Annotated in this window: 26 protein-coding genes, 1 tRNA gene and 1 pseudogene; 17 read left to right on the top strand and 11 right to left on the bottom strand. The window is 50.0% G+C overall.

The genetic code is table 11. The features are described from left to right. From CEE36_09000 to CEE36_08985, 4 genes are all read left to right on the top strand, one after another. Positions 1 to 250: hypothetical protein (locus tag CEE36_09000; GenBank protein TKJ40992.1), on the top strand; the 250-nt coding region annotated here is incomplete at its 5' end. Positions 251 to 290: 40 nt separating this feature from the next. Beyond that, positions 291 to 491, top strand: a complete 201-nt coding sequence (locus CEE36_08995; GenBank protein TKJ40991.1) for a hypothetical protein — start codon at positions 291 to 293, stop codon at positions 489 to 491. Positions 492 to 661: 170 nt separating this feature from the next. Further along, positions 662 to 1,315 carry a potassium channel protein gene (locus tag CEE36_08990; protein TKJ40990.1) on the top strand — a complete coding sequence of 218 codons (654 nt, stop codon included), beginning with the start codon at positions 662 to 664 and terminating at the stop codon, positions 1,313 to 1,315. Between the two features lie 10 nt (positions 1,316 to 1,325). Beyond that, positions 1,326 to 1,883 carry a hypothetical protein gene (locus tag CEE36_08985; protein TKJ40989.1) on the top strand — a complete coding sequence of 186 codons (558 nt, stop codon included), beginning with the start codon at positions 1,326 to 1,328 and terminating at the stop codon, positions 1,881 to 1,883. A 195-nt stretch (positions 1,884 to 2,078) separates the two neighbouring features. Here the strand turns inward: CEE36_08985 and CEE36_08980 are convergent, their stop codons facing one another. From CEE36_08980 to der, 5 genes are read right to left on the bottom strand one after another with little or no spacing between them, the layout of a single operon-like run. Continuing rightward, positions 2,079 to 2,600 carry a hypothetical protein gene (locus CEE36_08980; GenBank protein ID TKJ40988.1) on the bottom strand — a complete coding sequence of 174 codons (522 nt, stop codon included), beginning with the start codon at positions 2,598 to 2,600 and terminating at the stop codon, positions 2,079 to 2,081. After that, positions 2,597 to 2,938 carry a transcriptional regulator gene (locus CEE36_08975; GenBank protein TKJ40987.1) on the bottom strand — a complete coding sequence of 114 codons (342 nt, stop codon included), beginning with the start codon at positions 2,936 to 2,938 and terminating at the stop codon, positions 2,597 to 2,599. Before CEE36_08975 ends, CEE36_08980 begins: the two co-directional genes overlap by 4 nt. Then, positions 2,932 to 3,933: a glycerol-3-phosphate dehydrogenase gene (gpsA, locus tag CEE36_08970; GenBank protein TKJ40986.1), complete on the bottom strand. Its 1,002-nt coding sequence runs from the start codon at positions 3,931 to 3,933 to the stop codon at positions 2,932 to 2,934. Before gpsA ends, CEE36_08975 begins: the two co-directional genes overlap by 7 nt. Beyond that, positions 3,921 to 4,538: an acyl-phosphate glycerol 3-phosphate acyltransferase gene (gene plsY, locus CEE36_08965; GenBank protein TKJ40985.1), complete on the bottom strand. Its 618-nt coding sequence runs from the start codon at positions 4,536 to 4,538 to the stop codon at positions 3,921 to 3,923. Before plsY ends, gpsA begins: the two co-directional genes overlap by 13 nt. Beyond that, a complete protein-coding gene (gene der / locus CEE36_08960; GenBank protein TKJ40984.1) occupies positions 4,535 to 5,833 on the bottom strand; it encodes a ribosome biogenesis GTPase Der in 1,299 nt (432 codons plus the stop codon). The genes plsY and der overlap by 4 nt, the downstream gene beginning before the upstream one ends. Positions 5,834 to 7,352: 1,519 nt before the next feature. Here der and CEE36_08955 point away from each other — a divergent pair. The 8 genes and pseudogenes from CEE36_08955 to CEE36_08920 all read left to right on the top strand — a co-directional run bounded on the left by CEE36_08955 (position 7,353) and on the right by CEE36_08920 (position 14,291). Continuing rightward, positions 7,353 to 8,324, top strand: a complete 972-nt coding sequence (locus CEE36_08955; GenBank protein TKJ40983.1) for a hypothetical protein — start codon at positions 7,353 to 7,355, stop codon at positions 8,322 to 8,324. A gap of 42 nt (positions 8,325 to 8,366) precedes the next feature. Next, entirely contained in the window at positions 8,367 to 8,798 is a 432-nt protein-coding gene (locus CEE36_08950; protein ID TKJ40982.1) for a hypothetical protein, read from the top strand. A 226-nt stretch (positions 8,799 to 9,024) separates the two neighbouring features. After that, positions 9,025 to 9,243 (top strand): electron transporter RnfE, encoded by a 219-nt coding sequence (locus tag CEE36_08945; protein ID TKJ40981.1) that lies wholly within the window; start codon positions 9,025 to 9,027, stop codon positions 9,241 to 9,243. Positions 9,244 to 9,259: 16 nt separating this feature from the next. Then, positions 9,260 to 9,580: pseudogene (locus CEE36_08940) on the top strand (ABC transporter ATP-binding protein). Between the two features lie 18 nt (positions 9,581 to 9,598). Beyond that, on the top strand, positions 9,599 to 10,678 hold the full coding sequence (locus CEE36_08935; protein TKJ40980.1) for a thioredoxin-disulfide reductase: 1,080 nt from the start codon (positions 9,599 to 9,601) through the stop codon (positions 10,676 to 10,678). Between the two features lie 148 nt (positions 10,679 to 10,826). Next, positions 10,827 to 12,005 (top strand): MBL fold hydrolase, encoded by a 1,179-nt coding sequence (locus CEE36_08930; GenBank protein TKJ40979.1) that lies wholly within the window; start codon positions 10,827 to 10,829, stop codon positions 12,003 to 12,005. Positions 12,006 to 12,026: 21 nt separating this feature from the next. After that, positions 12,027 to 12,359 carry a cupin gene (locus CEE36_08925; protein ID TKJ40978.1) on the top strand — a complete coding sequence of 111 codons (333 nt, stop codon included), beginning with the start codon at positions 12,027 to 12,029 and terminating at the stop codon, positions 12,357 to 12,359. A gap of 294 nt (positions 12,360 to 12,653) precedes the next feature. Then, complete coding sequence (locus tag CEE36_08920) at positions 12,654 to 14,291, top strand: hypothetical protein (protein TKJ40977.1); 1,638 nt, start codon at positions 12,654 to 12,656, stop codon at positions 14,289 to 14,291. Positions 14,292 to 14,463: 172 nt separating this feature from the next. Here the strand turns inward: CEE36_08920 and CEE36_08915 are convergent, their stop codons facing one another. The 6 genes from CEE36_08915 to CEE36_08890 all read right to left on the bottom strand — a co-directional run bounded on the left by CEE36_08915 (position 14,464) and on the right by CEE36_08890 (position 19,307). Then, positions 14,464 to 14,661 (bottom strand): hypothetical protein, encoded by a 198-nt coding sequence (locus CEE36_08915; GenBank protein TKJ40976.1) that lies wholly within the window; start codon positions 14,659 to 14,661, stop codon positions 14,464 to 14,466. 361 nt (positions 14,662 to 15,022) lie between these two features. Beyond that, positions 15,023 to 15,096: transfer RNA gene (locus CEE36_08910), tRNA-Arg, on the bottom strand. Then, positions 15,058 to 15,894 carry an integrase gene (locus CEE36_08905; protein ID TKJ40993.1) on the bottom strand — a complete coding sequence of 279 codons (837 nt, stop codon included), beginning with the start codon at positions 15,892 to 15,894 and terminating at the stop codon, positions 15,058 to 15,060. Before CEE36_08905 ends, CEE36_08910 begins: the two co-directional genes overlap by 39 nt. Before the next feature lie 394 nt (positions 15,895 to 16,288). Continuing rightward, positions 16,289 to 16,750, bottom strand: a complete 462-nt coding sequence (locus CEE36_08900) for a hypothetical protein (GenBank protein TKJ40975.1) — start codon at positions 16,748 to 16,750, stop codon at positions 16,289 to 16,291. After that, entirely contained in the window at positions 16,743 to 17,078 is a 336-nt protein-coding gene (locus CEE36_08895) for a hypothetical protein (GenBank protein ID TKJ40974.1), read from the bottom strand. Before CEE36_08895 ends, CEE36_08900 begins: the two co-directional genes overlap by 8 nt. A gap of 1,428 nt (positions 17,079 to 18,506) precedes the next feature. Continuing rightward, entirely contained in the window at positions 18,507 to 19,307 is an 801-nt protein-coding gene (locus CEE36_08890) for a metal-dependent hydrolase (protein ID TKJ40973.1), read from the bottom strand. Positions 19,308 to 19,409: 102 nt separating this feature from the next. On the opposite strand from CEE36_08890, the gene CEE36_08885 reads away from it, so the two are divergent. The 5 genes from CEE36_08885 (at position 19,410) to cas7c (ending at position 26,146) form a co-directional block, all read left to right on the top strand. Beyond that, entirely contained in the window at positions 19,410 to 20,060 is a 651-nt protein-coding gene (locus CEE36_08885; GenBank protein ID TKJ40972.1) for a hypothetical protein, read from the top strand. Positions 20,061 to 20,377: 317 nt separating this feature from the next. Then, positions 20,378 to 22,663, top strand: coding sequence for a CRISPR-associated helicase/endonuclease Cas3 (locus tag CEE36_08880; GenBank protein TKJ40971.1), 2,286 nt, complete (start codon positions 20,378 to 20,380; stop codon positions 22,661 to 22,663). Between the two features lie 26 nt (positions 22,664 to 22,689). After that, positions 22,690 to 23,412, top strand: coding sequence for a type I-C CRISPR-associated protein Cas5 (cas5c, locus tag CEE36_08875; protein TKJ40970.1), 723 nt, complete (start codon positions 22,690 to 22,692; stop codon positions 23,410 to 23,412). After that, positions 23,412 to 25,115 (top strand): type I-C CRISPR-associated protein Cas8c/Csd1, encoded by a 1,704-nt coding sequence (cas8c, locus tag CEE36_08870; GenBank protein TKJ40969.1) that lies wholly within the window; start codon positions 23,412 to 23,414, stop codon positions 25,113 to 25,115. The genes cas5c and cas8c overlap by 1 nt, the downstream gene beginning before the upstream one ends. Positions 25,116 to 25,117: 2 nt before the next feature. Continuing rightward, positions 25,118 to 26,146, top strand: a complete 1,029-nt coding sequence (gene cas7c, locus CEE36_08865) for a type I-C CRISPR-associated protein Cas7/Csd2 (GenBank protein ID TKJ40968.1) — start codon at positions 25,118 to 25,120, stop codon at positions 26,144 to 26,146. The last annotated feature ends 2 nt before the right edge of the window (positions 26,147 to 26,148 follow it).

Here is a 26,148-nt window from a genome sequence, read left to right as displayed (position 1 = left end):
CAACCCCTTCAAGCTTTCCACCGATATTTACTATTCGCTTGCCCATTCAGGCCTGGTCAACCTGAAGGTCTACGATGTCTCGGGCAGGCCAGTGAAGACCCTGAGCTCTGGTATCAAGGCCTCGGGTTATTATGCTATAACCTGGGATGGTCGAGATGATCTTGGCCGAGCTGTGGCCACTGGCGTCTACTTCATCAGGATGGAGGCAGGGAACCATACGGCTACAAGAAAGCTCATCCGCGTGCGCTAAAGGGGAAACGAAATTAAGAGGGCTGACAAAGGAGAACAGCATGAAGTATTGTCCTAACTGCAAGCAACTCGTAGAGCCTAAGCGAAACATTCGGCACGGGCTTCACATCTTTCTATCTATCATTACGGGCGGATTTTGGTTTCTTTTCGTTTACCTCTGGGTTTTGTTATTCGGAGCTAAGCGGTGTCCGCTTTGCAACTCTAAAGACTTAAGCCCAGAGAGGGCTATGCCTAAACCTTAAACGGAAGTGCTAATGGAGAAACAAAAAGGGAAGGGTAAACTAGGTTCTGTCGAAAATTTCCGGAGACGACTTCATGAGATTCTGGAACCTGCTGCTAAAGGAAATAAGCTCAGTAGAACCTTCGACATCTTTATTGTCAGTCTAATTATTGCTTTGCTAATGTATTAGCGATAATCCTTCAGAGCTTGCCTGAGCTATCCCATTGGGCGGTTTTCTTCAGGTGGTTTGAAGTTATCTCCGTGATGATTTTTACAGTTGAGTATGTTTTTAGAGTTTGGTCATGCACGGTAGACAGACGTTATGGTAAGTTGGGACCCGTGCTTGGTCGTCTCAGATTTATTGTTTCCTTTATGGGGCTTGTAGATTTGTTTGCCATTCTTCCTTTCTATTTACCATTCGTCATTCCTATTGACTTGCGCATGATTAGATTTCTTCGGGTAATTCGTATGTTCAGGGTCTTAAAGGCTGGAAGGTATTCAGAGGCACTAAAAACCTTGGGGCGAGTTCTGAAGGCGAAGTTGGCTGAGCTGGTTATGACTTTGACTGTAACGATAATTCTTCTTGTGATTTCTGCTTCGCTGATGTATTATGTCGAGAACGCCGTCCAGCCTGATGTGTTTCGCTCTATCCCTCATGCCCTGTGGTGGAGTGTGGCGACGCTTACTACGGTAGGTTACGGAGATATTTATCCCATCACGTTTTTAGGTAAGATTTTCGGAGCTATAATAGCGATTTTAGGTGTCGGGCTTTTTGCTCTCCCTGCCGGTATCTTAGGCGGAGGTTTTGTCGAAGACCTTAGACGTAGAAAGAAGAAAGCAAACTAAGGAGGATGACATGAAACGATGGATAGCCTACTGTATAGCTCCCTTGCTAGGTATAGCGGGAGCTATCGGAGTGATTATCATGATGTCTGCTTGTGCTACTACGGCTAACATTCTCCCCCCAGAAGAGCGAATCATACAGGAAACGATAGAAGTTGAAGGCAAATCAAAAGACGAAATCTACCGAGACGCAAGGATATGGATGGTGCGAACTTTCACGGAGTCTAAAGCGGTAATCGAATACGAAGACAAAGAAGCAGGCACGATTGCTGGTAAAGGATACGTAAAAGCCACAGGAAAGTCCTTTAAGATTGCTGCTTTTGCTTACAATGTTCTCGCAGAAGCACGGGCTACTCCCTACATAAGACTCACCATTACTATCGAAGCTAAAGACAATCGTGCACGTATTACTGTGGATCAATTGAGAATGGCCATGAAAGGTTGGGGCGGTTTAGGAGAAGAATCTTCTATAGAAACCGTAGAACTATTTGAGGAGGCTAAGATAGACATACAACCTCTCATTCAAGATTTTAGGGATTACGTAACTACTGTTCGAGAGGAAGAATGGTAAACTAAAAAGCGGGGTGTGTTACGGCAACTTATCATAGGGGATTTAGTGCAGAGGTTTTTGACTCTGATACAATAACGGTTACGCTGTCGGGCGGAGCGCAGACTACCTTTGCACCGGTTGATACCGAACAAGTTACTGACAGCATAGAGACCTTTGTGGGGCAGACTACCGAGATAGAGATAATCGAAGCAGGGATCAGGCAGGTGGAGGAACAGGGGGGCTCCTTGCGCCCGGGGCGAACACAAGGAGGATAGCGGCTAACAGCCTGACCAGCCGGGTATGGGTGTAGAGGTCTGCAAGCTCAGGGTACAGCTGAAGCGAGACCCAGATGATAACGCAAACGATGAACGTGCCGATAACGAGTCCTATCACGAAACCCAGAAGCTTGTTGACCCAGCCCAGAAGGATGGCATCAAAGAGCTTGTTCAAGAGGAAGACAACGAGCGCGGCAACTATCATCACCGCGATAAAGATTGCAAGAAAGGCTAGCACCTTGCCGAAGAAGACTGATCCTATCCTGGGGATCAGGAGTTCAGCAAGCGCGGGTGTGAAGCGCCAGCCCAGGATTATGGCGGCCACAACCCCTGCAATCGCTCCAAGGATGCGTATCGCCCCCTTGATGAGACCTGAGACAGCCGAGCCGAGGATCAAGAGCGCTGCGATGCCGTCTATAACCCAGGGCAGCAGAGGTCCCCACGAGGTTTCCGCAGGCGTCACTTGCGCCCCAGCATCTTAAGGACCTCTTTAAGTTCCTGCTTGAACCTTTCCAAGGGATCGGTTTGAACCTCGGAGAGCGGCAGTTGAAGTTGGTTAGAAAGCGCAAGAAGCTTCCCTACCCGCCTGCGCGCGCCCGCTATAGAGTAGCCTTCCTTGTACAGGAGCCTCTCAATTAGCCTTATGAGTTCGATGTCATGCTCGGAGTAGATGCGGCGTCCTGCCGAGTTCTTTCGTGGCCGCAGCCAGCGAAACTCCTTCTCCCAGTATCGCAGCACGTGCGGCTTGATCACTGTCATGCGCGAGACCTGAGTAATTGTGTAGAAACGCTCTTCTACCATACCTCCTCCTTTAAAGACCGTGAAAGAAGACGCGTAATCTCCTTGCGCGGGTCCGCGTTCCTGAATAGCAAGCGGTAGGTGGCCTCGGTTATCGGCATCTGGACTTCGTGCATCCTGCCTAGTTTATGGGCAATCCGGCAGGTTTCAACCCCTTCGGCGACCATACCGATCTCGGCAAGTATCGCCTCAAGCTTCTTGCCTCTGGCAAGCCCCAGACCTACGCGGTGGTTGCGCGAGGCAGGGTTCCAAACGGTTGTGATAAGATCACCCCAGCCTGCAAGACCAGCGAACGTCCTTGGGTTGGCACCTAACCTCTCACCCAATCTTGTGATCTCAGCCAACCCTCTTGAAAGAAGCGCCGCGCGGGTATTGGTTCCGGCCCCCAGCCCTTCGGCGATACCGCAGGCGATGGCGATAACGTTCTTTAAGGCTCCGCCCAACTCAACGCCCACAGCATCGCCCGAGCGGTACACACGCAGGTTGTTTATGGAGAAAACCTTCTGCACGCTCTTCACCCCCTCCACGTCGTCCCCCGCTGCAACCAACGCGGTTGGGTGCCCATTAAGCACCTCGATGGCGATCGAGGGACCGGAAAGCACAGTCGCCGGACGGCGAGGGAAAAACCCGGCCCAGACCTGGCTGGGACGAAAGCCAGTCCTGCGCTCCAGTCCCTTTATGAGACTCACCACCATCCTCGGCGGTTCATATCCTCTGGGCAGCCTGCGCAGGGTGGCCCTCAGCGCCTGACAGGGCACCGCAAGGGCCAGAAGATCGGCTCCAGCAATTGCCTCTTCTATATCAGAGGTGTAGTGTAGTTGGCTGGGTATCCTTACACCAGGCAGAATACCGGCAAGCCTGCGCTTGTGTTTCAGCTTCTTTACCCGGGCGGCATCAATCTCCCACAACCTCACATCGTGGCCCTCACGTGAGAGCATGATCCCCATCGTCGAGCCCCAGGCACCTGCACCAAGGAAACTTATCCTCATCTTTTCCACAGCTTTTTCCACAATCTTGCTTTAGGTTCTTTGCCTGCGGCAATCCGGAACATATTGCCACGGTGCGCCCACGCCACCAGAAGAGCGCAGCCGGCTGCAGCGGCGATCACCGATATCTCAGGGTTCAGTCTTCCCAAGAGGAAGATAAGAGCAGGTAAAGCGGTGAGCGAGAGTACGGAAGCAACCGAAACGTAGCCGGTGGTAAGAAAAAGAAGTATCCAGACCCCTACTGCCGTAAGCGCAGGGAAAGGGGTAAGTACAAGGAATACGGCAAAAGTGGTTACGACACCCTTGCCGCCCTTGAACCGCAGCCAGGGTGAGAAGATGTGACCCAGCACAGCGGCCGCACCTACTATACCAGGCAAGGGTGAGAACTGCAAAGCAAGGTAGGCAGGCACCGCTCCCTTGATCGCGTCCAGCAGCCCTACCCCTATACCCCAGCCCGTTCCCAGCGCCCTTATTGCATTGGTCGCGCCTATGTTGCCCGAGCCCACCTTGCGGATGTCCACACCCTTGGCAGAGGCAGCGAGATAACCGAAGGGGATGGAGCCGGACAGGAATCCGACTACTGCCAGTATTACCGTATCCCAGAGAGGCGAGATCATCTGCGCCTCGGTCGTTGCGTGGGTTGGAGTTTGAGGTTGGTGCCTGTGAAGTCGAAGGCATCGCGCAGCCGGTTGGTCAGGAAACGCAGATATGTCTCTTCAAGCTCGTCAGGTTTGTTAGTTTCTGCCAGGAACAGCGGCGGTGCGCCTTCCTTCTGTATAAATCGGTATATCTTTGTCCTTCGTCCTGGCGGGCGTTCGCGGGTAATCTTTTGGACAAATTCACCCAGAAGCTCCTTTGGGATGCGCTGGCTGCGTTTCTCCACAAGCGCTGTGACCGTTCCGATAAGTTCATCCAACCCTTTCTTTTCCTTGCCTGAGACAAGCACACGGAAGAACTGCTGGATCCCGCGCAGCTGATAGGAGGCTTCATCCAGTTTGTTGCGCAGCGCCTGGGAATCGAAGAGATCTATCTTGTTCAAAACGAAGATCAATCCCTTTCGGCGGCCGATGATCTCGGCGGCCAATCTCTTATCCTGTCTTGTGACACCTTCTGTAAGATCGATCAAGAGAAGTATGATCTGGGCCTTGGCGAGGGCCCTGCGCAGCCTGGTTGATGCGTAGTACTCCACGTTCTCCTTGATGCGAGTGCGTCGGCGCAGACCTGCTGTATCCACTAACCTCCATATCCTGCCGGAGACCTCCAGGTAGGTATCAACAGGGTCGCGGGTAGTTCCAGGCACCTCATCCACCACCGCACGCTCCTCGCCTACGATAGCGTTTAAGAGTGTTGATTTCCCACAGTTGGGCCTGCCCGCGATGAGAAGCTTAACCTCAGGCCTGGGCTCGCCCTCCTCCCCAAAGGTCAGTCTGGCGCAGATCTCCTCAAGCAGGTCCCCGAATCCCACACCATGCTCTGCCGATACGAGGAAAAGCTCTGCCCCGCCCAGCACGTGAAAGCTATGGTGCTCCCATTCCGCGGTGCGCACGTCCGATTTGTTGACCACCACGATGTAGGGTTTTTCTTCCTTCCTGAGCGTTTCGGCCAGGGCCTTATCTGCGGGGTGCAGACCTTCCTTGCCGTCCACCGCCAAAAGAACCAGTTCCGCCTCCTTGATAGCCAGCTGGACCTGGTGCCGCATCTGCTCTTCGAGCGGCTGCTCAGGCTGGGGGATAAACCCGCCGGTGTCAATCAACGTAAAGCTCTTGGAGAGCCAGTGCACGGTTCCGTAGAGCCTGTCCCTTGTTATCCCAGGGGTCTTCAGCGTGATCGCCTCCCTGTGCCCCACCAGACGATTGAACAGCGTGGACTTCCCAACATTTGGCCGCCCGACCAGGGCTACGACCGCGTTCATAACTTCAGCAGTTCCTTAATCTTACAGTTAACATCTCAAGTCGCTTCGGATAACGCCCCATAAGTCCTGAAATCAAGTATGCCTTACCCATTCCGTAATGATAACCACGTATCGGATATTAGTCAACACCTGCCTTTCACCCTCCCCCTACCCCCTCCCATCAAGGGAGGGGTGATTAGGGTGCTTGTCGTCAGCATTACCTCCCCCTTGACGGGGGAGGATAAAGGAGGGGGTGATACACCCTCCCCCTACCCCCTCCCATCAAGGGAGGGGTAACTTAAGGTGATGATCCTAATTCACCTCCCCCTTGATGGGGGAGGATTGGCGTAAGCGCCGCTTCGCGTAAGGAGGGGGTGATACACCCTCCCCCTATCTCTCAACGGAGGGGTGATTGAGGCGAAGCCCTCTGCGATCTTTTTGAGCTAGCGGTCAAAAGGAGCATGAAGGCAAGCTGCAAAGGGCTCAGATAGATAACAAATAGGAAGAAACCACAGATGAGAACTTCTGAGAGTCGTTCTCTCCTTCGGAGTACGCAGATTACGCGGATTAAGAAGGGGCGCTAGCCCCTTCTTCCATTACTCCCTCCCCCTTGACGGGGGAGAATAAAGGAGGGGGTGATACACCCTCCCCCTACCCCCTCCACAACGGGGAGGGGGAATTTTTTAAGGTCAAGTTGTTGATTAAGAAGGGAGGTTGACAATTAGAGATGGTTAAGGTCTATACTAGAATCATGCGGGCCGACCTGATACCCTATGGGACACTCAGTATCCCAAGAGGCACGCTGTCCCATCAAGGGAGGGGTAACTTAAAGTAATGATCCTAATTCACCTCCCCCTTGACGGGGGAGGACAAAGGAGGGGGTGATTCACCTCCCCCTACCCGAAGGGGGCACGCTGATCCATCAACGGAGGGGTGATTAGGGTGCTTGTCGTCAGCATTACCTCCCCCTTGATGGGGGAGGATTGGCGTAAGCGCCGCTTCGCGTAAGGAGGGGGTGGTACACCCTCCCCCTACCCCCTCCCGTCAAGGGAGGGGTGATTGGGGCGAAGCCACTGCGATATTTTTGCGTTAGCAAAAAGGAGCATTAAATCCGCAGATTAACGCAGATTCGGTGATCCCTCCGTCCGCTCTTCGAAGCGGCCACCTTCCTTTAATCCCCCCGCCCTGCGGGCACCCCCCTTCACAAGGGGGGCAAAGCAGTCTCCCTTACTAAGGGAGAACCAAAGAGGGATCGAAATATCCCCCTTATTAAAGGGGACACAGGGGGATCAGGTTTAATGAAGAAGACGGCCCGACCAGCGCCACTACCGCGTTCATAAATCACCCGCGACTTGAAACACCCGGTACGCCCACAACATCCTGTAATAATAAGCAGATAACACCTGCTAGTCAACACCACTAGCCCGAACATTAATGCTCTAAAAAGAGAGACAGAGTTAAATCGTCTCTTGGCACACTCGCTTATACGCCTTGACAAAGACTGAATCGCCTGTATGCTTAAACCACAAAGGAGGTAGTCTTGAAAAATATTTTAATGCTCATTATGGTTTTTTCTGCAACACCGGCTGCTGGGCCGAAGCCTTATTTGGGCGAGTTCTTTGATAATCTCGACAAGATTGCCCAAACGCTAACCGAGCAACAAGCTTTTGACTCAGTGATGGCGATTGCAAGCAAGTTGGACTCCAATGACATCCCTTACGTACTACAGCGAGGGAATGCAGAACCGGCTCTTGCACCGTTATGTCTCATGTTTCTTACTGGCGCTGTTCAGAATGGGGCAGGTAAGTACGGAGAGAAGGTGGTCGAATACGCCCTTCGGGAGTATGCGCGAGACACCAGTCTCTATGAAGCATCTCGTGCGATTATGGTTTCGATTGGGGAACCTACGGCAGGTGTTGTGGCGCATAGCTTCCTTACGGATCGGAATCTCTCTCGTGTTATACGTAGGGGGATAGCCGAGATGTGGATCTCAGTGGGGGGAACGGCTCCCATAATTTTCGTTCTAACTGAGAGGGGGTTGGAATCCGACCGGGAATATCTCCTTCGTTCTGCAAGTGCCTTCGATCTTCTAACAGCTGCTAATGAATGGCAGGAGGAAAACCCTATTCTTGACTTAGCGGTTAAGGAGGCTAAAGCAAGGCTCAAACAGAAAGAGCCGTTACCCTTCCGCCCACGGGAAGACTCCCTGCTCGACAAGGATCATTGCGCGGTAAAGATAATTAATGAGGCACCGGTGTCTCTTGTACTTACTCTACTTAATGAATCACTGGATCAGCGATTTGAGTTTCATTTTCCTTCCCGTGCCACTCGTTCCTACACGATGCCTCTCGGCAGGTACTTCTTCAAAGCCTCATCCCCAACACCCTTCATTCTTCCTACAGAGGGATTCGAAGATTTTAAGCGCAACTTCATCTACGAGTGGGTATTCTTTCTTGAGGATCAGCTCGAGGAGATGAAAGAGAAGTATCCTGACCTCGAAGGATTAGATTAGGCAATGGCAAAGAGAGGTTTTAAGCAAATGAGAGACAATTCAATGCCTGGCAAAAGACAGGAGTTGTTCTCCGAGAGGGTCTTTGCAGGGAGCCGGACATACTTCTTCGACGTAAAAGAAACCGCCAAGGGGACAAGGTATCTGGTCATCAGCGAATCTAAACGCACTTCTCAAGGTTCACACGAACATACTCGTGTTATGGTTTTTGAGGAACACCTTGAGGCTTTCCGAGAGGGTTTAGAAAAAACACTTAAATTCATTCTGAAGAAAGAGAATGCCAAAACCCACAGCATCGAGCAGATACGTCATAAGTATCCAAGGGCCTATGAAAAGTGGGCTGAGCAAGAGGATCTACGTTTGAAAGAAGGTTACGCCCAAGGAAAGACCACAAGTGAACTGGCAAAGATCTTTCAAAGGAAACCGGGTGCTATCCGCGCTCGGCTAAAAAGATTAGGAGCGCTAGAGAAGGAATGATCCGATTCCCCCCAAAATACCCCAAATTGTCCAACTTTTGGGTAGCTTTTGACCAACTTCTGACCACCTTTTGACCAGCTTTTGTCCCACTTAATTGTGACGAGTGGCACTCAAACCTGACGAGTTCGTGGCAAATTTCGCCCGAAACGTGGCACCAAAGCGATTGCAAATTCCTACTTGACATGTCGGATTTTTTCCCTATAATTAACACCTAAAGGAGGCCAGTATGTGGTTTGGAATGCATGGAATGGAAGGCTGGTGGATTCTCGGCATAATCTTCTGGGTAGCGTTACTCGTGGGCATCGTTTTGCTGGTGGTATGGCTGGTCAAGACGGTTTCGGGAAGAGGCAGACAGGAGTCGGCACTCGATATCCTGAAGAAACGCTATGCAAGAGGAGAGATCTCGAAGGAAGAGTTCGAGGAACGCAAGCGCGACCTCGCATGAGTTGAGGAGGCTTGAGATGATTAGCTACGGATTCAAGAAGGAGCTGGACCTTGGCTTCGATGACGCGTTAGCGAAGGTCACAGCCGAACTCGAAAAAGAAGGATTCGGGGTTCTTACCGAGATAGACGTGAAGGCAACGCTTAAAAAGAAGCTGGACGAGGAAGACATCGGTCTCATGCTTCCCTGCAACGTTATCGTTTACGAGAGGGAAGGCAAGAGCGTGGTCTAGGTGATCAAACCTACTGTGGCCATGGGTATGATAGACAATCCCGAGCTGCGTGAGATAGCCGAAGACGTGGAAGCCAAGCTGAGCACGGTATTCCACAATCTCGCCTGAGGCCAAAGGTGGTGCATCATGAAACGCGACCCCATATGCCTGATGGAGGTCGAAGAGGACGAGGCAGTAACCCTCAAGCATAAGGGGAAAACCTACTACTTCTGTTCGGAAGGCTGCAGGGAAAAGTTCCTGCAGGTAAAGGAGTGTGCCCCTGTCTGTCCTACCTATGACCTCATAATCATCGGCGGCGGCCCTGCAGGGCTGACCGCTGCGGTGTATGCGGCAACCATGAAGGTTCATTCCTTCCTCATCGCCAAAGACCTGGGTGGGCAGGCCATTGACAGCACCAAGATAGAGAACTACATGGGCTACGACTTTATAACCGGCCCGGAGCTTATCGCCAAGTTCAAAGACCAGTTGATTCACTCCAACTACATAGACCACCTGATGAGCGAGGTAGAAAAGATTGAACCGGTTGAAGGAGGCTTCCGGGTTACGACTTCGGAACTCGACCACTACGTGGGCAAGACGCTGATTATTACGACCGGGATGCGGAGACGTAAGCTCAACGTGCCCGGAGAGGAGGAGTTCCAGCGCAAGGGGGTGCTCTACGGCAACGTCCAGGACTTCTCCTTTGTAGAGGGAGAGGATGTTGCCGTGATTGGAGGTGGTAATTCGGCGCTGCAGATGGTTGAGAATCTGCACACCGTTGCCAGGAACATACACATCGTCTCCGACATCCAGCTTACAGCCGATGCAAAGATAATCGAGCGAATCAACAACTTCCCGAACGTGCATAAACACGAGTATCATAAGGTGATTGAGTTCCTGGGCAATGGTTCTCTGTCCGGTGTAGTAATCAGAAAGAAGGCTGAAGAGGAGGAGGTCAGAATCCCAATCAAGGGTGTGTTCATAGCCATAGGGTTAGAGGCCAACTCCTCCCTGGTTTCCAATCTGGTCGAGCTTAACGAGAGAGGCGAGATAGTAATAAACCCTGACTGCTCCACCTCCTATCCTGGGATATTCGCTGCAGGCGACATCACCAACGCCTACGGGAAGAGGATAATTATCGCCTCAGGGGAGGGCGCAAAAGCTGCACTGGCGGCAAGGCAGTATCTCCTGAACCTGAGCAGAAAGCGAGAGGTGAAAGCATCATGAATGAACACGAGTACTGTGGCCATGGGTATGATAGATAACTCTCGGCTCCGCAATGTCGCTGAAACTGTCGAGGAAAAACTCAAGCGGGTGTTCGAGGCTCTCTAACACTCTGGTTTTAGGTAGAAGCCTAAAAATTGAGGAGGAAGTCATGATACCGAGGAAAATAAAAGAAGGCATCCAGTGGATGGGTGCTGTAGATTGGGATAGGAGGTTGTTCGATTCCCTTATTCCCTTGCCTGACGGAACCAGCTACAATGCATACTTAATTGAGGGCGCGGATAAAACCGTCCTGGTTGATTCGGTCGATCCTCCCATGACCCATATACTCATGGCCCAGCTGGTGAAAGTGCCAAAGATTGACTACGTTATCTCTCATCACGCCGAGCAGGATCACTCCGGCGCTATACCGGCAGTCCTGGAAAAGTATCCCGGTGCCAAGGTTATCTGCACCGAGAAGGCCAAGGGAATGCTTAGGGATCTGCTGCTTATCCCTGAAGACCGGTTCATGACGGTAGCAGACGGCGAAACCATGAACATCGGCGGCAAGACGCTGAAGTTCATCCACACCCCCTGGGTGCACTGGCCCGAGACCATGGTCACCTACCTGGAAGAGGAAAAGATCCTTTTCTCCTGCGACTTCTTCGGTTCCCACATCGCCACTACCGATCTGTACGTAACCGACGAGGGCCGGGTGTACGAGGCGGCCAAGCGCTACTTCGCCGAAATCATGATGCCCTTCCGCAAGATAATCAAGGGCAACCTGGAAAAGCTCGAACCCTACGACATCGCCATGATTGCCCCTTCTCACGGGCCTATATACGACAAGCCGGAGTTCATCTTAAACGCCTACTCCGACTGGGTACTCAGTGAGCCCAAGAATTTGGTGGTTATTCCCTACGTATCCATGCATGATAGTACCCGGAAGATGGTTGATTACCTGGTGTCCGCCTTGGCCGAGCGCGGTCTTGAAGTTCAGCAATACGATCTGGCGGTTTCCGATATCGGAAAGCTTGCCATGTCGCTGGTGGATGCGGCAACCATAATCGTAGGCACCCCCACCGTAATCGGCGGTCCTCATCCCCTGGCGGTGTATGGTACCTACCTGGCCAACCTGCTGCGCCCCAAGGTAAAGTTCCTTTCCATCCTCGGTTCCTACGGCTGGGGAAGCAAGGCGGTTGAAACCCTTGGCGGGATGATTCCCAACCTTGAGGTGGAAGTAATCGAACCGGTGCTTACCAAGGGTGTTCCACTTAAGGAGGATTTTGCCGCTCTGGATAAGATGGCTGATGCCATTGCTGCCAAGCACAAGGAAGCAGGCTTGATGTAAGATATTTAACTGAGGAGAGATATGGAATCCCAGAACAAAGACTTGAGGCCCCAGGTATTCGATCTCGCCGGGATGCTTTCCTACCAGGATGGAGCGGTGGTGAGCCACACCATCATTGACAAGAAGCAGGGCACGGTCACCCTGTTTGCGTTCGACAAAGACCAAGGCCTGAGTGAACATACCGCACCTTCCGACGCCATGGTGTATATACTGGACGGACAGGCCGAGATCACCATCTCAGGCAAACCCTACACCCTATCCGCCGGCGAGATGATCCTCATGCCCGCCTCACAACCCCACGCACTGAGGGCGCTTACGCGCTTCAAGATGCTTCTGGTGATGGTAAAATCTTAGGGCTCCTTTCGTCGGAGGACGAAAGATCACAAAAAGAAATGGTAGGGGCCGACCTTGCGGTCGGCTCTTTAACCTGTAACCCTCGCTTGTCCCTTGACCTTACCCCCTCGTTTCCACCACCCTTCTTCCTTCCTTAAACCACTTGACAAAGTCTTTGTTCCAGGTATAATTGCAACCTAATATAGTTACAGGATTATTGGACATAAGTTTAATTTAAGGCATTCAATGGTAAGGTCTCGCTTGCCTGGATAAGCGAAGCCTGCCCGTTTCATAAACCCAAACAAGGAAGAAAAGATGCCTCAAAAACGTACCATCTCCATGTTTGCCTTGCTGGCGGTGCTTTTCGCTGTTGCCTCGCCGGTGTGGGCTCAGTTCGGAGAGCCGGTTCTCGCGGTCGGTGACTGGGCGTATGCCGAACCCTGGCATAACTGGATCGGAGGAGCCGACGAAGTAAGCCAGGTCCAGCTGTGCGTTCTTGATCCCGACAAAGAGATCAGGCGGGTGGATTTTCACTACTCCATTGACCAGGGTCAGACCTGGACGTTGTTTGGCAGCGATCAGGATGGATACGAGCCCGCCTACACTACGATTACTCCATATCCTCTGCCCGACACCAGCGTTGCTCCACTGGGCGAGGACGGATGGTCGGCTTACTTTCACCATAGCATCATTCCCCAGGTGTATACCCCCATTCAGTTTCTCGCCGTGGCCTACCATTTCCAGGAACCGATTCTCACCGTAATCAACGAGCGTATCTACGATCCCACCCCTCCAGACGACATCGCCGTGTTCCTCACGGACTGGCAAGCGGTCGAGGGGGACACACTGTTTATCTTGATCGCTGACCCTTACCAAAATATCGACTCGGTTGCCGTCTACATTGAACCGAAGGCGGATTCATTCGAGAAGGGAATCCCGGGAATCAACCAGCGACCTCATTCCGACTACCATTGCGTGCCAACGGCGGCGGCCGCCTGCCTGAAGTACTTTGAGAGTCAAGGCGACAGCGAGATCACCGGTGGATTGAGCGATTCCGCACTCGTAGATACCCTGGGAGACGAAGCAGGAACGAACCACGCACAGGTGGGGACATTGCTCGATGACATCGTGGCCGCTTTGAGAAAATGGATTCGCGAGCACGGCGACAATTACACGGTAAGATGCATGCCTTTCGACTGGGAAACGGCACGGAACGAGCTGGAAAGGTGTCAGGACGTATTGATCTCCATCAGATGGTCTGGAGAAGACGCCTGGCACATGATGACCTTTAACTCGGTGGTGAACACCCCCAACTTCGACGGCACCATCAGGGTAGATTTCATGGATCCCTGGACCGGCGAGATAGAGTGGGGAGACCTGAATCCAATCACCGGCCGCTTAAGCGGCTTCAGCGGAGCAGGACCTACCGGTAATCTTACCGACATGTTAATCATCTGTCCCAAGGAAGACACACCTCACGTCGGCCCCGACAGCTTGATCGGGGGCGGACCCGGACCTGATCCACAGCCGATGCCCATCCCACTTCCCGATACATGCAACTGGTTCCTTCACGTGGTGGTGGTAGACCAGCAGGACAACGCTTGCCGGTTCATCAACATCGTATCCAGTCTTTCTGTCGTCCCCGGCCCCAACCAGCAGGGCATGATCATCCCCAATTTCTACCTGGCTCAGAACGACCCCAATCCCTTCAGCTCGAAGACAGATATAGCCTTCAGTATCCCCACCAAGAGCGTGGTGGACGTTTCCGTCTACAACACCGTCGGACAAAAGGTTATTACCCTGATTCACGGAACCCTCGAACCGGGAACCCACAGCGTAACCTGGGATGGAAGAGACGAGCAGGGCAGAAAACTCGGCAACGGTATCTACCTCTGCGAGTTGACAACAGCCGACGGGTTCAAACAAACTACCAAGATGCTTCTTGTGAAGTAACCCTTCAGCGGTGACTTAAGGTCTTTTTAGATCGTAGGGGCCGGCTTTAGCCGAGCTTTATTTGTCATTGCGAGCGATCCTTCGGCCAAGTGGCGAAAGGGGCATTAAAGAAAGGCGGTCTTTTGACCGCCTTTTATATTTTTTAGTCTGCCAATCTATCCATACTGAACGATCACCAGCTTGGCGGTAACGTAGTTTCCGATTTCCGTACGTTCTGTGACGACGGCAAATCTCCCATCGCTACCTGCCGTTCCCAAGCCGATATAGGTTCTACCTTCACCGTAGTCGGAGCCTCGACCTCAGTGCGGTCCACACCAGCAATAAAGGCTTCGATCACGGCGTTTTCCGTCGCTTCCAGGCCCTGCAACATAGACCCCGTCTTGAGGATTAGCGCTGATCACGTTAGCTAAGGTCGAGTCCTCGCCTCCGATTATCGTTCCATCAGGACTACCGTTGTAGGGTGAGCCTTGAATCCAGATCCCGTAACCGGTGATGGGAGAAGGACCCGGTTGAGAGTAACCGTTTATGAACGTTGCGTTGTCAGTTAAAGCTGGCAACGGGAAGGATGGGATGAGGAAGAAGATGGGATTGCTGGCGCTTTGGATATCGAAGACTATTGTTATTGTATCCGGTCCGGGGTGAGGGTTTGCGCTGATTATCGCCTGCAGAAGTGAGCCGTTGCTTCCATCTTAGGGGTTAACGCTGGGACCTTTGGAGCCACAGACTTAAAGCGCGCCTGGAGGGACTCGAACCCACGACCGTCGGATTAGAAATCCGATGCTCTGTCCTTCTGAGCTACAGGCGCGTTGATATTACTAGCTTTGCGAGATTGCCCGTCAAGGCCTTCTTCGGATTGCACCACTTTTGCACCAATTTGGTCTACAGCGGCCCGAATGTGAGCCTGTGAGAGGTGCGTATACCTCTGAGCCATAGCGATAGTCTTGTGGCCCATCAACCTCTGGATCGTGAACGCACTATGCCCCGCCATAGCCAAGTAAGAAGCAAAGGTATGTCTGAGATCGTGGAACCGGAAGTCCTTAATGCCTGTTTGCCTACAGGCGGTCTTAAAGGCTTTTCTCCAGTTCCCATAGGGTCTACCGTCCGGCTTAGAGAATACGTAATGGGAGTAAAGCCTCTCGTTATGCAGGCGGTGTAACACGGGCAGTAAGTCCTTGCTTATCGGGATAACCCGCACCTCGTTATTCTTGGTTCGCTTAAGGGTTATCTCTCTGCGTTCAAAGTCAACATCATCCCAGGTAAGGCCTTGAAGTTCACCCTTGCGCATCCCTGTAAGCAGGGCAGTCAAGACAACCGCCTTCAGCATCCCAGAGCACGCATCCAGAAGCCGCTCACGTTCGCTATCGCTAAGATACCTCACACGTCCAGGGGATTCCTTAAACGGCTTCACAGTTCGGGCAGGACTTACGGAGAGATAATCCCATTCAACCGCCTTGCGTAACATGTGTCTAAGCAGAGCGAACTCTCGGTTGACCGTTGCAGGTTGTTTACCCTCTTTTCTACGGCTCTGCATATACCGCTCTATATCGCGGCCCGTTATCTCTGAGAGTTTCTTTTTGCCAAAGGTCTCAAGAAGCTTACGCATCCTGCTTTTGTCTCTGTAGAGGGTAGAGGGTGCCTTATTAGCCTCAGCGTAGGGAGTATATTCCTTTGTAAGCTCTGAAAGAGTGACGTCGGTCTTTACCTTATGGCCCAGGGTATCCTCAAGCTCGGCTTCCTTGACAATCTCGCTGATTTTCAAAAGAGCCTTGGTTCTGTCGGTCTCTCCTGTGGAGAGCATCCGTCTTTTCCCGTTTAGCGTGAATCTCACATACCAGCGTCCGTTTTTACGCTGGCATAACGTCATTGCTGAGCCAAGTGTAATGCCTTTGTTAACCAAGTCAAGTCCTGTGAGAATTAACCGCTCTTTACCGTCGTAAATTTCTACTCGATCAGCAAATACATCTACTCTTAGACGCTTTGATTTCTTGAGGAGAGACCTACGCATGAGCCCCTCCTCTCCGTGTTCGGAGTATCTGCTTATATTCCCGTATCATCTGGAGGATCTCTCTGGGTGTCATCATGAAGATGTATTCACCGTTGAAGTGGGAAGTCTTTTTGTAATAATAGACAGGTCGACGAGGCTTGAGTTTGTTCGTATTTTCTTTGCTGCCGTAGACTTCTATAGAAATAGCGTTCAGCTTGCGCAAAGTTCTATCCCATGACCATACGCCTTTCTTAGGACGAGCAAATATCTCATCTAGTTCAGCTTTAGTAAAATGATGGTTGTTTTGTATTTTCCACAGTAGTGTTTGAACTAGTTTAATTGCCCCTTTCCGGGAAAGGGCTGCCCAATCTGGTTCATTGCGTGGCGCAATATGCTTGTTCTTGTTGACAGCGAAATCGAAAGAACCTTGTCTGCCTTCATTGAGGGGGCGAGTGTTGGACCTCTTGTTAGTCATCCTCGCCTCCTATGTATTTCCCAAGCTCTTCTTGTGTAGTCCGTATGTTAAGTGATCCGGTAAGCTCCTTCCATCTCTCTACTAATCTTGGTGGAATGTTAGGCCACGGAAGGGTTTCGACTTTATCCCAATCTATTTTCTTGGTGACATAACCGAAAAGTTTCTTCCGGGTATCAATCCTCTTTGCATCAAACGCTTTTTCTGACCATCGACATCCAACCAGACTACGCCAGATTTGTTTTAATACAGATTCCGTCAGCTTTTCGTGGGGTTCAATGAGAATGTGGATATGTGGATTTGATTTCAGATCTTCAAGTGTGAAGAACATTAGTAGACCAAGCTTCTTTTCTCTGTAGCGTCTCCCAAATGCAGTTATGTTGATACGGCGTATCATCTCTCTACCCAAACTGCTGGCATAGGAAAATCTGACAGAACGTGTGGGCCACCTGTCTTTTTCTGGATGTATTCGAGATTCGGAATCTGATGAATTACGCTTACGAGAGGGAGGGAACGTATAGGTTACGAAGTAACCAGTGATTAGATATTGACGAAATGCAAGTATCCCCAGCATCCATGATAGCCTGATTTTTTGTGTGAGGACTGTTCGCGTGGAGTGCTTATTCATACTGCACCCCATTTCGTAGATGATCGATTTGGGATAAGACTTGACAGACTTGGAATGTAGAGTAAACTTAATCTGCTGGATAAACTTCTGATGTGAGCTCTTTCAGAGGATTCCTGGGAGTAAACGGAAAGAATGTTGGTGATGTAACTACAGGAGACCGTTGGTCTCTTGATTATTCTTTTTTTCTGCTGCCAATCAAGAAATAGACGTGAAGATTCAAATACAATGTGACTCGGACCTTCAATAACTATGTCCGTAACATGGGTAGACGATGAAAGGGAATGGCAGTTTGATTTTCCAGCTTTAAGAAGAAGAATGGCATCTTTAGTTAAATCATCAAAGTGCCATTTACGAAGAGCGGTTCTCTTCGGTATCGATCTGTTGTTTTTTTTGCGCCTCTTGGGGAGAGAGTAACTATGCAATACCCTGCAGCCCCAGAGGATTAACCATTTATTCATGGTTTCTCCTTCTGGGGTCTAAACAGGAGCGCCCTCAGAGAGGATTAGCTACACACTAGAAAAGATATTGTTACGGGTAATTATAACAGTAACTTTGAAAGACACACCTCTCTATCCTAAAACTTCCTTTTGCTCCCTTCTTGGAACAAAAACAGCAATTCAACAGGAGGGACGTATGGCCCTACATCCCTCCCGTGTTACTGTTTTAAAAACCCGTAAGGATCTCGACTAGCGTATAGCAACCTTTCTCACGAGGGCGCATCGCCCACTTTATTTCCTTGAAAGGAAGCTCGCTACTTATGAACTCACTCCCCTTTTTTCCCATAACTTTTTTTAATCCCTTCTTCTTGCTATATCGAATAAATACCCTAGGATTTTTCTAGGTTCTCCGATATACTCAAGGCGAGCAGGTCACGCTCGCTATTGAGACCCAATTTAGGGTTTTGTATTCTACAATTATAGGATCTGAAATCTTCTTGTCAAGTGAACATATCATTACCGTAAAAGTATTGTATTATTCCAGCAGCTGGAAAAATGACCTGTGGTTTTTTCTCTGAATACGATTATTATCAACGGCCACAGTATATACTTGCTAGATTTGATTTTGAAGGCTTAAAAACGAATTCTGAGCGATCTCAGGAGGTATTGTGAAGGGACTGGACGGAAGCTCTTTCTACATCCAGGCTGGGATATACTCCCACGCAGATCTTAACTCTCTGTCAAATTCTTTGTATCGAAGTTCGTGTCTTTTTACCAGGTCCCAGTATCTTTTGGAATGATTGGAATGGACTATGTGGCATAATTCGTGGATAAACACATAACGCATCAGATGGACAGGCAGGAAGAGAACCTTCTGGTTAAGGCTGATGGTTTTTTGATCGGTGCAGCTGCCCCAGCGAGAGCGTTGGTTCTTTACTAGGACCTTACTGACTCTGATCTTTTTCTCTTTACTGACTGCATAAAACCAGGGAACCAAATGTTCAAGTGCTTTTCGCTTAATCCATCTTCTTAATGCCATTCTGCAAGGTTCAGGATCTTCGATTGCTCCTGAGATAACCAGGGTATTCTCTCGCTTCTCAATGGCAGTTACCCGGGAAGAAGCAGTGAAGTGATACTCCACAAGCCACTCTTCATCGATAGCTCTGAGTTGAATGATCTCGGGCAGGGACTCAAGGGATTTTCTTCCGAAAAGTCTTCTCTGCTCCTCTACCTTTCTTTGGGCTTTCTCAATCCAGAGTCGGTTACGCTCCAGGATATCTGGTATCCGTTCTTGATTAAAATCTGGAGGAACAACTACTATTAGACCTTCTTGAACCGACATCTTCAAACGAACATGCCTGGCTCGTTTGCTTTCTTTAAGTCGGAATTGGAAAGATGGACCTTTTGGCGATTGCATCAAGAGAATTCTAAAGGAGTCTTGCGGGGAGTCAACATTTAGATTGACAATCCTTCTTGTATAAATATAGTCCCTCATGGAGGCATGGACTTGTCATTTCGCTAAGTTCCTTTTGGTAAATGAACTCTTACTTCCAAGGTTCAGGTTGACTGGAAATTCAACCAAAGCAAAGGATTCCCAATGACTGAGAATGAACTTACGTCTGTGATAAAAAGTCTCAAGAGAATAGTCAAGCAAGATGATTGGCAACAAGCTGGGCCTTCTTTCATCTTGAATAATTGCAAGGGTAGGTTTCAAAGGGCTCTTGGGATAGGCTTATTATGGATATTGGCTAAAGAAGAAATGAAGTCCAGCGATTCACCCCTGGGTTACGAGACGATAATGAGTGTTATGCAGTCCATGGGTGTTTTGAAAAGCCAGGCTTACGATTCAAGAAGAGCCGCTCAGGTCATACTCGGTATGATGGAAGATAGAGCGATCTGGCAGAAATTTTCAAGAGACTACCTTCACAGAACGGCTATCTATAAGCTGTATGCCCTTTTTGAACCACTAGAACTATACTTGAACTCCAGCAAAGCTGATCCTGATAAGAAGAAGTTCCTGGAAAGGATCGAAGAGGTTCATACCCTTACTCGAAACAAGTTGTATCTTAAAACGCAGAAGGGAACAAGATTTAATATCCGTGGACGCATTAAGAGAATCAAGGGTAAGGAGATTGTAGTTGAAGTCTCTGATGACTTAAATTTCGGGAAGGGTCAAAGCTCGGTTGTTGGTTCGAAAGCATCTGTCTCTTTCAAATTGAAGAAAGAAGGATCTAAGAAGAATTCTTGAAAAATCCACCTTCCAATAATCCGTATGAAAACAAGGAACTGAAAGGAACAAAACACCTGATGGAAGGTCAGGTCCATTGACTACACTGTTGGCCGAACGAAAGATTGAAGACTCACAGACACAAGTTGGACACAGAAGATAACCCGAAGTTTCCCCACATTAGACCTAAGACCCTAAATGAGTGACAATAATTCTGAACATATTCTCTGCTTTCGAAAGAACGGCTTGACAACCACGTTAATAAGAATACCCTATACGCAGATGAGTATAAGTTCCTTTCTTAGTTCGGTAAAAACGTAATAAAAGGAATTTCGAGGATGACTAATTCTATTAAATTCATAGCTCACACTCACAGTAAAAACGGTAGAACCGATACCGTAAGGGATCATCTACAGAGTGTGGCCAAAAGGGCGTCAGAGTATGCCAAAGCATTTAGTGCAGCGGATGAAGCTAGACTCGCAGGTCTTCTGCACGATCTAGGTAAATACGGTTCACTTTTCCAGAAACGCCTGGAAGGAAAAGAAAGAGGAATAGACCATTGGTCAGTTGGTGCATGGCAGGCTCTAAAGGAATACAGGGAGAAAGGCGTTGCCCTGGCCTTAACCATTCAGGGACATCATGTAGGGCTTCAGCAGGCTTCAAAGGATTCCCTTTCAAACCTTGATCTAAAGGTCTTAAACAACAAGCATCCGTTGAATTTACGTCTATCTGAACCTAATCATGAGAACTTGATTGACCGTATGAATAGAGACGGACTTATATTACCTCCTCCAACAGATATTCCAACTTCGCTTTTCGAATGGGACAGCGGACTCTACACCTCTGCCATGCTTGACGTTCGGATGCTTTTCTCGACCCTGGTTGACGCCGATTTCATCGAGACTGAAGCACATTTTAATTCAGTGGATGATAAAAACAAAGGATACCGTAAGCCAGGTCCTCCTTTAGAAGCTGATAGAGCTTTAGAGATACTGCTGAATCATCTTGATGAACTTTCTTCTAATTCAAAAGCGTCACCAAATGTGAACCAACTGCGGAAGGATTTACTCGAAGCATGTCTGGATTCTGCTTTGCATCCTCAAGGACTATTTACTCTAACTTCCCCTACTGGGTCGGGGAAAACCTTGAGTATGCTTGCGTTCGCCCTTAAGCATGCAGTAGAGCACGAACTTCGTCGAGTTGTAGTTGTAATCCCCTATCTCAGTATCATCGAGCAGACGGTTTCAGTTTATCGAAATCTATTCCAAGGAGATTTTGGTGAAGAATATGTCCTGGAACATCATAGCCTGGCAGGCACACGGGGTGAGGACGCCATAGAAGATTACCAAGAAAGTCGTCAGAGGTTACTCTCGCAGAATTGGGATGCTCCAATTGTTGTTACAACCAGCGTTCAGTTCCTGGAATCCCTTTTTGCCAATCGACCTTCGGCGTGCCGAAAGCTACACCGTTTGGCAAAGAGCGTAATTCTCTTCGATGAGGTTCAGACCCTACCTACAGGCATTGCTGTGCCTACCTTGGCTACGCTTTCCAGATTGATTGAACGTTACAATGCTTCAGTGGTTTTTTCAACTGCCACACAGCCTGCGTTTGAACATCTGAACTATTCGGTCAAACAATACTGTGCAGGTGGATGGGAACCTAAAGAGATAGTCCCTTCGAATCTGAATCTCTTTCAACTAGCAAGACGCACGAATGTTCTATGGCCTGATCTCAACCATCGCACCTCGTGGGAAGAGCTTGCAGAAAACCTGAAGACCAACGAACGAGTTCTCTGCGTGGTCAACCTCAAGCGGCATGCACTCGATCTCTTCGATAAGCTGAAGGGACAAGGTTGTAATGAAGACGATCTATTCCATCTCTCAACCAACATGTGTCCTGAACACAGGAAAGAGGTTCTTGGCGAGGTGCGTAACCGGCTTGAAAAAAGTAAGCCTTGCCGTTTGACTTCAACACAATGTATCGAGGCAGGCGTAGACGTTGACTTTCCTTTAGTCTATAGAGCCTGGGGCCCCCTCGACAGCATTGCTCAGGCCGCAGGTCGCTGCAATCGTGAGGGTAAAAGTGATATTGGCATGGTTCACGTGTTTATTCCCGAAGATGATGTCTACCCTAACGGCACATATAGACAAGCTGCAGGGATTGCTCGGATACTGAAAGCTCAAGACCAAATGGACATCCACGACCCTGAGCTCTTTCATAAATACTACCGAGAACTTTACGATTTGACTCAACCTCAAAACCAAAAACAGGAACTGATTGATGCAATCAAGCGGCAGGACTTCGTTGAGACAGCCAAGTTTTATCGGGTAATCGCCAAAGACGCCATCAACGTGTTGGTGCCGTATTCTCTTAAGATTTTCCAAGAATTAAAGGAACAAGTTAGACAAGAAGGGCTTACTCGACGTTGGATAAAGAGAGCTCGGCCTTACACTATCGGGTTATTTCGACCAAAGAGAGATGATCCGGTGTTCGATTGGCTTGAGCCTATCTCTGTGGGAGAAAACAAAGAACAGGAGGAATGGTTTATCTATTTAAACGACAAACATTACAATCCCAAGACAGGGCTTGTCCCGCCTGAGTCGATGGAGTGTTTGATCGGCTGAGTCGGATAGGCTCGAAAGGAGGACGTATGAAACCTAAGGATCAGGCCTTGGACGTGTGGGGCGATTTTGCCTGTTTTTCAAGGCCTGAACTTAAAGTAGAACGGTTCAGTTATCCCGTTCCTACACCTTCGGCAGTGCGCGGCATATACGACGCCATTTACTGCAAACCCACCGAGTTCAGATGGCAGGTTACAAGGATCGAAATACTCAATCCTCCAGCCTACATAGCACTACGACGGAATGAAGTCAAGGATAAAGCGCCATCCGAAAGAACAATCTTGAGATGGATGGATGGGAAAGATGATCCTCAACCGATTCTCGCCGATTGCACCGATGACCCCAACAAGGGTCGAACCCAGAGACAAACCATGGCTCTCAAAGACGTTCGATATCGCTTACACGCCGAGATACGCCCGTGGTCGGGATTTGAGTCAAGACTCCAGGGTATGGAAAACCAGTTCCGACGCCGAGCCGCGAAAGGCAAATGCATCTACCAGCCTTACTTTGGATGTCGGGAGTTCCCCGCCTATTTTGAACTGGTTGACGTTGACGCGCCACCTGCCGAGCCTATCTCGCTTACCAAGGACCTAGGCCTCATGCTCTACGATGTCTTTGACCTGTCCCGACCAGGCAAGAACGATGACAAACCCAGCATAAGCCTCTTCAGGACAAAGGTTGAAAACGGAATCCTTGATGTCCCCCACTATGAAAGCGACGCAGTCCTCAAGATGGATTGGAAGGAGGTCTGATGCTTGAGCAGCTGGTAAAGTATGCGGGGCCTACTAAGCCAGGGTTTGCACCAAAAGACGTTCGTTGGGCTATCGTTTGCGACAAACAGAGTAAATTCCTTGGAGTGCTCGAATTGGGCGATGCAAGCCTTAAGAAAAACCCTGGCCGGACATTCTCTACGTGCCCTGAACTTGATCAGAATGTGAAGCAGGCTGGGGGAAAGAGTGATTTCCTCGTAGACACTGCTGAAATTGTGGCGCTCTATGGCAGTAAAGCAACAGATGAAAAGATTAAGGTCAAGCACGACTATTTCGTGAAGCTTCTGCAAAATGCAGGCAAGGTAATGCCTGAGTTAAGGAAGCTGGCTAACCTTTTGGATGACTCGAAAGCGATGTTGAAAATCCAAACGCGACTGCAAGACCTCAAGGTCAAACCCAACGAGAAGGTGACGTTCAAAATAGGAGACGCATTCCCTGTCGAATCTGAAGCATGGCACGAGTGGTGGCAGGAATTCAGGAAACGAGAAGTCGCTAAAACGAGCCATGGGAACGTGATGAGATGCTTTGTAACAGGTAACCTGGTCAAACCTAAAGAGGTTCACCCCAAAATAAAGGGACTCTCGGACGTTGGAGGCCGCTCAAGCGGAGACGTGCTCATCGGGTTCGACAAGGATGCCTTTCGCTCCTACGGACTCCAGCAGTCAGCAAACGCAGCGGTATCCGAGGAAGCAGCCTCAGCTTACCGCGCAGCGCTCAACGACCTCATCAAGAACTACGGAAAACGTCTTGCCGGAGCCAAAGTCGTCCACTGGTTCAAAGAGAAAGTGCCTGAAGAAGACAACCCCCTCACCTGGTTGGAACAGGGAGCGGAGGCAGAAGAACTAATCGCTCAGGACAAAGCCAGAAAACTGCTGGATAGCATCCAAAGCGGCAAGCGGCCCAAGCTTGCAGATAACCACTACTATGCCCTCACCCTCTCAGGTGCCAGTGGTCGGGTTATGGTTCGCGACTGGATGGAAGGCCAGTTCGAGGAACTGGTTGGAAACGTCTGCGCGTGGTTTGACGACCTGTCAATTGTGCACCGTTACGGCGGAACGCTTGCGAAATCCCCCAAGTTCCTTGCCGTGCTTGGTGCAACCGTGCGCGAGCTTGACGACCTTCCTGCCCCGTTCGTCTCCAAGATGTGGCGCGTAGCCGTTCGAGGTGAACCTATCCCTCAATTTGCACTGGCGCAGACCTTGGCTCGTGTCAAAGTGGACATTATCCAAGATCAGCCTTTCAACCACGCCCGGATGGGCTTGATGAAGGCTTATCATTTGAGAAAAAAGGGAAATTCAGGAGGAGACTTGAAACCCTATCTAAACGAAGAGCATCCCAATCCCGCTTACCACTGCGGCAGGCTTATGGCGGTATTGGCAAGGCTCCAGAATGCAGCCCTGGGTGACGTTGGAGCTGGAGTGGTTCAGCGTTACTACGCTGCGGCATCGGCAACACCGGCCCTGGTGCTGGGGCGTTTGACTCGAACCAGTCAGTTCCATTTGAATAAACTCGACCCAGGTCTATCCTACTGGTTTGAAGAAAAGATAGCTGGTATCTGGGGCAGGATAGAAGATAACCTCCCCACCACCCTCAGCCTTGAGGAGCAGAGCCTTTTTGCCCTCGGCTACTACCAGCAGTTGGCCGATTTGAGAACCAAGAAATCCGATAAACAAAGAGGAGGTTAACAATGGCTAAAGAGAAAACCGAACCTATCCAGAACCGGTATGAGTTCCTGGTTCTGTTTGATTGCGAGAACGGCAATCCAAACGGCGATCCTGACTCGGGCAACGCTCCGCGTATTGACCCGCAGGACATGCACGGGCTTGTGTCGGACGTTGCCCTTAAACGCCGTATCCGCAACTACGTCCAGGTAGCAAAGCAAGGAGAAGAAAAGTATAACATCTTCATCCAACATGCTACAAATCTGAACACTCAAATAGCCGTGGCTCACGAAGAAACCAAGGGCGGCCTGAAGACTGATAAAAAAGCAAACAAGGCCAAGGTTGAGTTAGCCCGGAACTGGATGTGCGAAAACTTCTACGATGTTCGCACATTCGGCGCAGTCCTCAGCACAGGTCCCAACGCCGGTCAAGTAAGAGGACCGGTTCAGTTCTCCTTTGCTCGATCGCTTGATCCTATTTTACCCTTGGATGTTTCCATCACCCGAATGGCGATTGCTGAACCTGAGGGAAAAGTCTTGCCGTCGAGCCAAGAATACGCGAAATTGGAAGCAAATAAGCCTGAGGATAAGCTGCGCACAATGGGCCGCAAAGCCCTGATTCCTTACGGTCTTTACGTAGGCAAGGGCTTCATCAGCGCCCATCTTGCCAATGATACCGGCTTTACTGAAGAAGACCTCAAACTCTTCTGGGAAGCGCTCTTTAACATGTATGAGCACGACCGCTCCGCCAGCAAGGGACTCATGTCTGTCCGCGAGCCTGTGTTCGTGTTCAGACACGTGGGCACCGATTCCGATGAGACGCAGCGCTCCCAGCAGGCAAGGCTCGGCTGCGCCCCGGCCCACAAGCTCTTTGAGCTAATTGAAGTGAAGAAACGTGAAGGTATTGATGCACCCAGGTCGTTCGCCGACTACCAGATTACGTTCTATAAGAGCAAGTTGCCAAAAGGTGTTCAGGTAGGCTTCATGGTGGCTGGAGAAAACGGTAAAGCGAAAATCCAGTGGGACGAGGTTCCCGGATTCCTGGAGGTCAAGTAAAG

This window comes from candidate division TA06 bacterium B3_TA06, from assembly GCA_005223075.1.
Classification (GTDB): domain Bacteria; phylum Hydrothermota; class Tepidihabitantia; order B3-TA06; family B3-TA06; genus B3-TA06.
Note: the sequence above shows the minus strand (reverse complement) of the source record. Positions and strands in the feature narration are given on the sequence as shown.

What these genes read in the sequence shown, in the direction of transcription:
- CEE36_08950 (TKJ40982.1), top strand. Translation starts at nt 8,367, where the DNA reads ATGCCTGGCAAAAGACAGGAGTTGTTCTCCGAGAGGGTCTTTGCAGGG.
- CEE36_08885 (TKJ40972.1), top strand. Translation starts at nt 19,410, where the DNA reads ATGACTGAGAATGAACTTACGTCTGTGATAAAAAGTCTCAAGAGAATA.
- cas8c (TKJ40969.1), top strand. Translation starts at nt 23,412, where the DNA reads ATGCTTGAGCAGCTGGTAAAGTATGCGGGGCCTACTAAGCCAGGGTTT.
- CEE36_08915 (TKJ40976.1), bottom strand. Translation starts at nt 14,661, where the DNA reads ATGTTGCAGGGCCTGGAAGCGACGGAAAACGCCGTGATCGAAGCCTTT.
- CEE36_08975 (TKJ40987.1), bottom strand. Translation starts at nt 2,938, where the DNA reads ATGGTAGAAGAGCGTTTCTACACAATTACTCAGGTCTCGCGCATGACA.
- CEE36_08900 (TKJ40975.1), bottom strand. Translation starts at nt 16,750, where the DNA reads ATGACTAACAAGAGGTCCAACACTCGCCCCCTCAATGAAGGCAGACAA.
- CEE36_08905 (TKJ40993.1), bottom strand. Translation starts at nt 15,894, where the DNA reads ATGCGTAAGCTTCTTGAGACCTTTGGCAAAAAGAAACTCTCAGAGATA.
- CEE36_08895 (TKJ40974.1), bottom strand. Translation starts at nt 17,078, where the DNA reads ATGTTCTTCACACTTGAAGATCTGAAATCAAATCCACATATCCACATT.
- der (TKJ40984.1), bottom strand. Translation starts at nt 5,833, where the DNA reads ATGAACGCGGTCGTAGCCCTGGTCGGGCGGCCAAATGTTGGGAAGTCC.
- CEE36_08890 (TKJ40973.1), bottom strand. Translation starts at nt 19,307, where the DNA reads ATGAGGGACTATATTTATACAAGAAGGATTGTCAATCTAAATGTTGAC.
- CEE36_08925 (TKJ40978.1), top strand. Translation starts at nt 12,027, where the DNA reads ATGGAATCCCAGAACAAAGACTTGAGGCCCCAGGTATTCGATCTCGCC.
- CEE36_08995 (TKJ40991.1), top strand. Translation starts at nt 291, where the DNA reads ATGAAGTATTGTCCTAACTGCAAGCAACTCGTAGAGCCTAAGCGAAAC.
- CEE36_08935 (TKJ40980.1), top strand. Translation starts at nt 9,599, where the DNA reads ATGAAACGCGACCCCATATGCCTGATGGAGGTCGAAGAGGACGAGGCA.
- CEE36_08930 (TKJ40979.1), top strand. Translation starts at nt 10,827, where the DNA reads ATGATACCGAGGAAAATAAAAGAAGGCATCCAGTGGATGGGTGCTGTA.
- CEE36_08945 (TKJ40981.1), top strand. Translation starts at nt 9,025, where the DNA reads ATGTGGTTTGGAATGCATGGAATGGAAGGCTGGTGGATTCTCGGCATA.
- CEE36_08920 (TKJ40977.1), top strand. Translation starts at nt 12,654, where the DNA reads ATGCCTCAAAAACGTACCATCTCCATGTTTGCCTTGCTGGCGGTGCTT.
- cas7c (TKJ40968.1), top strand. Translation starts at nt 25,118, where the DNA reads ATGGCTAAAGAGAAAACCGAACCTATCCAGAACCGGTATGAGTTCCTG.
- cas5c (TKJ40970.1), top strand. Translation starts at nt 22,690, where the DNA reads ATGAAACCTAAGGATCAGGCCTTGGACGTGTGGGGCGATTTTGCCTGT.
- CEE36_08985 (TKJ40989.1), top strand. Translation starts at nt 1,326, where the DNA reads ATGAAACGATGGATAGCCTACTGTATAGCTCCCTTGCTAGGTATAGCG.
- CEE36_08880 (TKJ40971.1), top strand. Translation starts at nt 20,378, where the DNA reads ATGACTAATTCTATTAAATTCATAGCTCACACTCACAGTAAAAACGGT.
- plsY (TKJ40985.1), bottom strand. Translation starts at nt 4,538, where the DNA reads ATGATCTCGCCTCTCTGGGATACGGTAATACTGGCAGTAGTCGGATTC.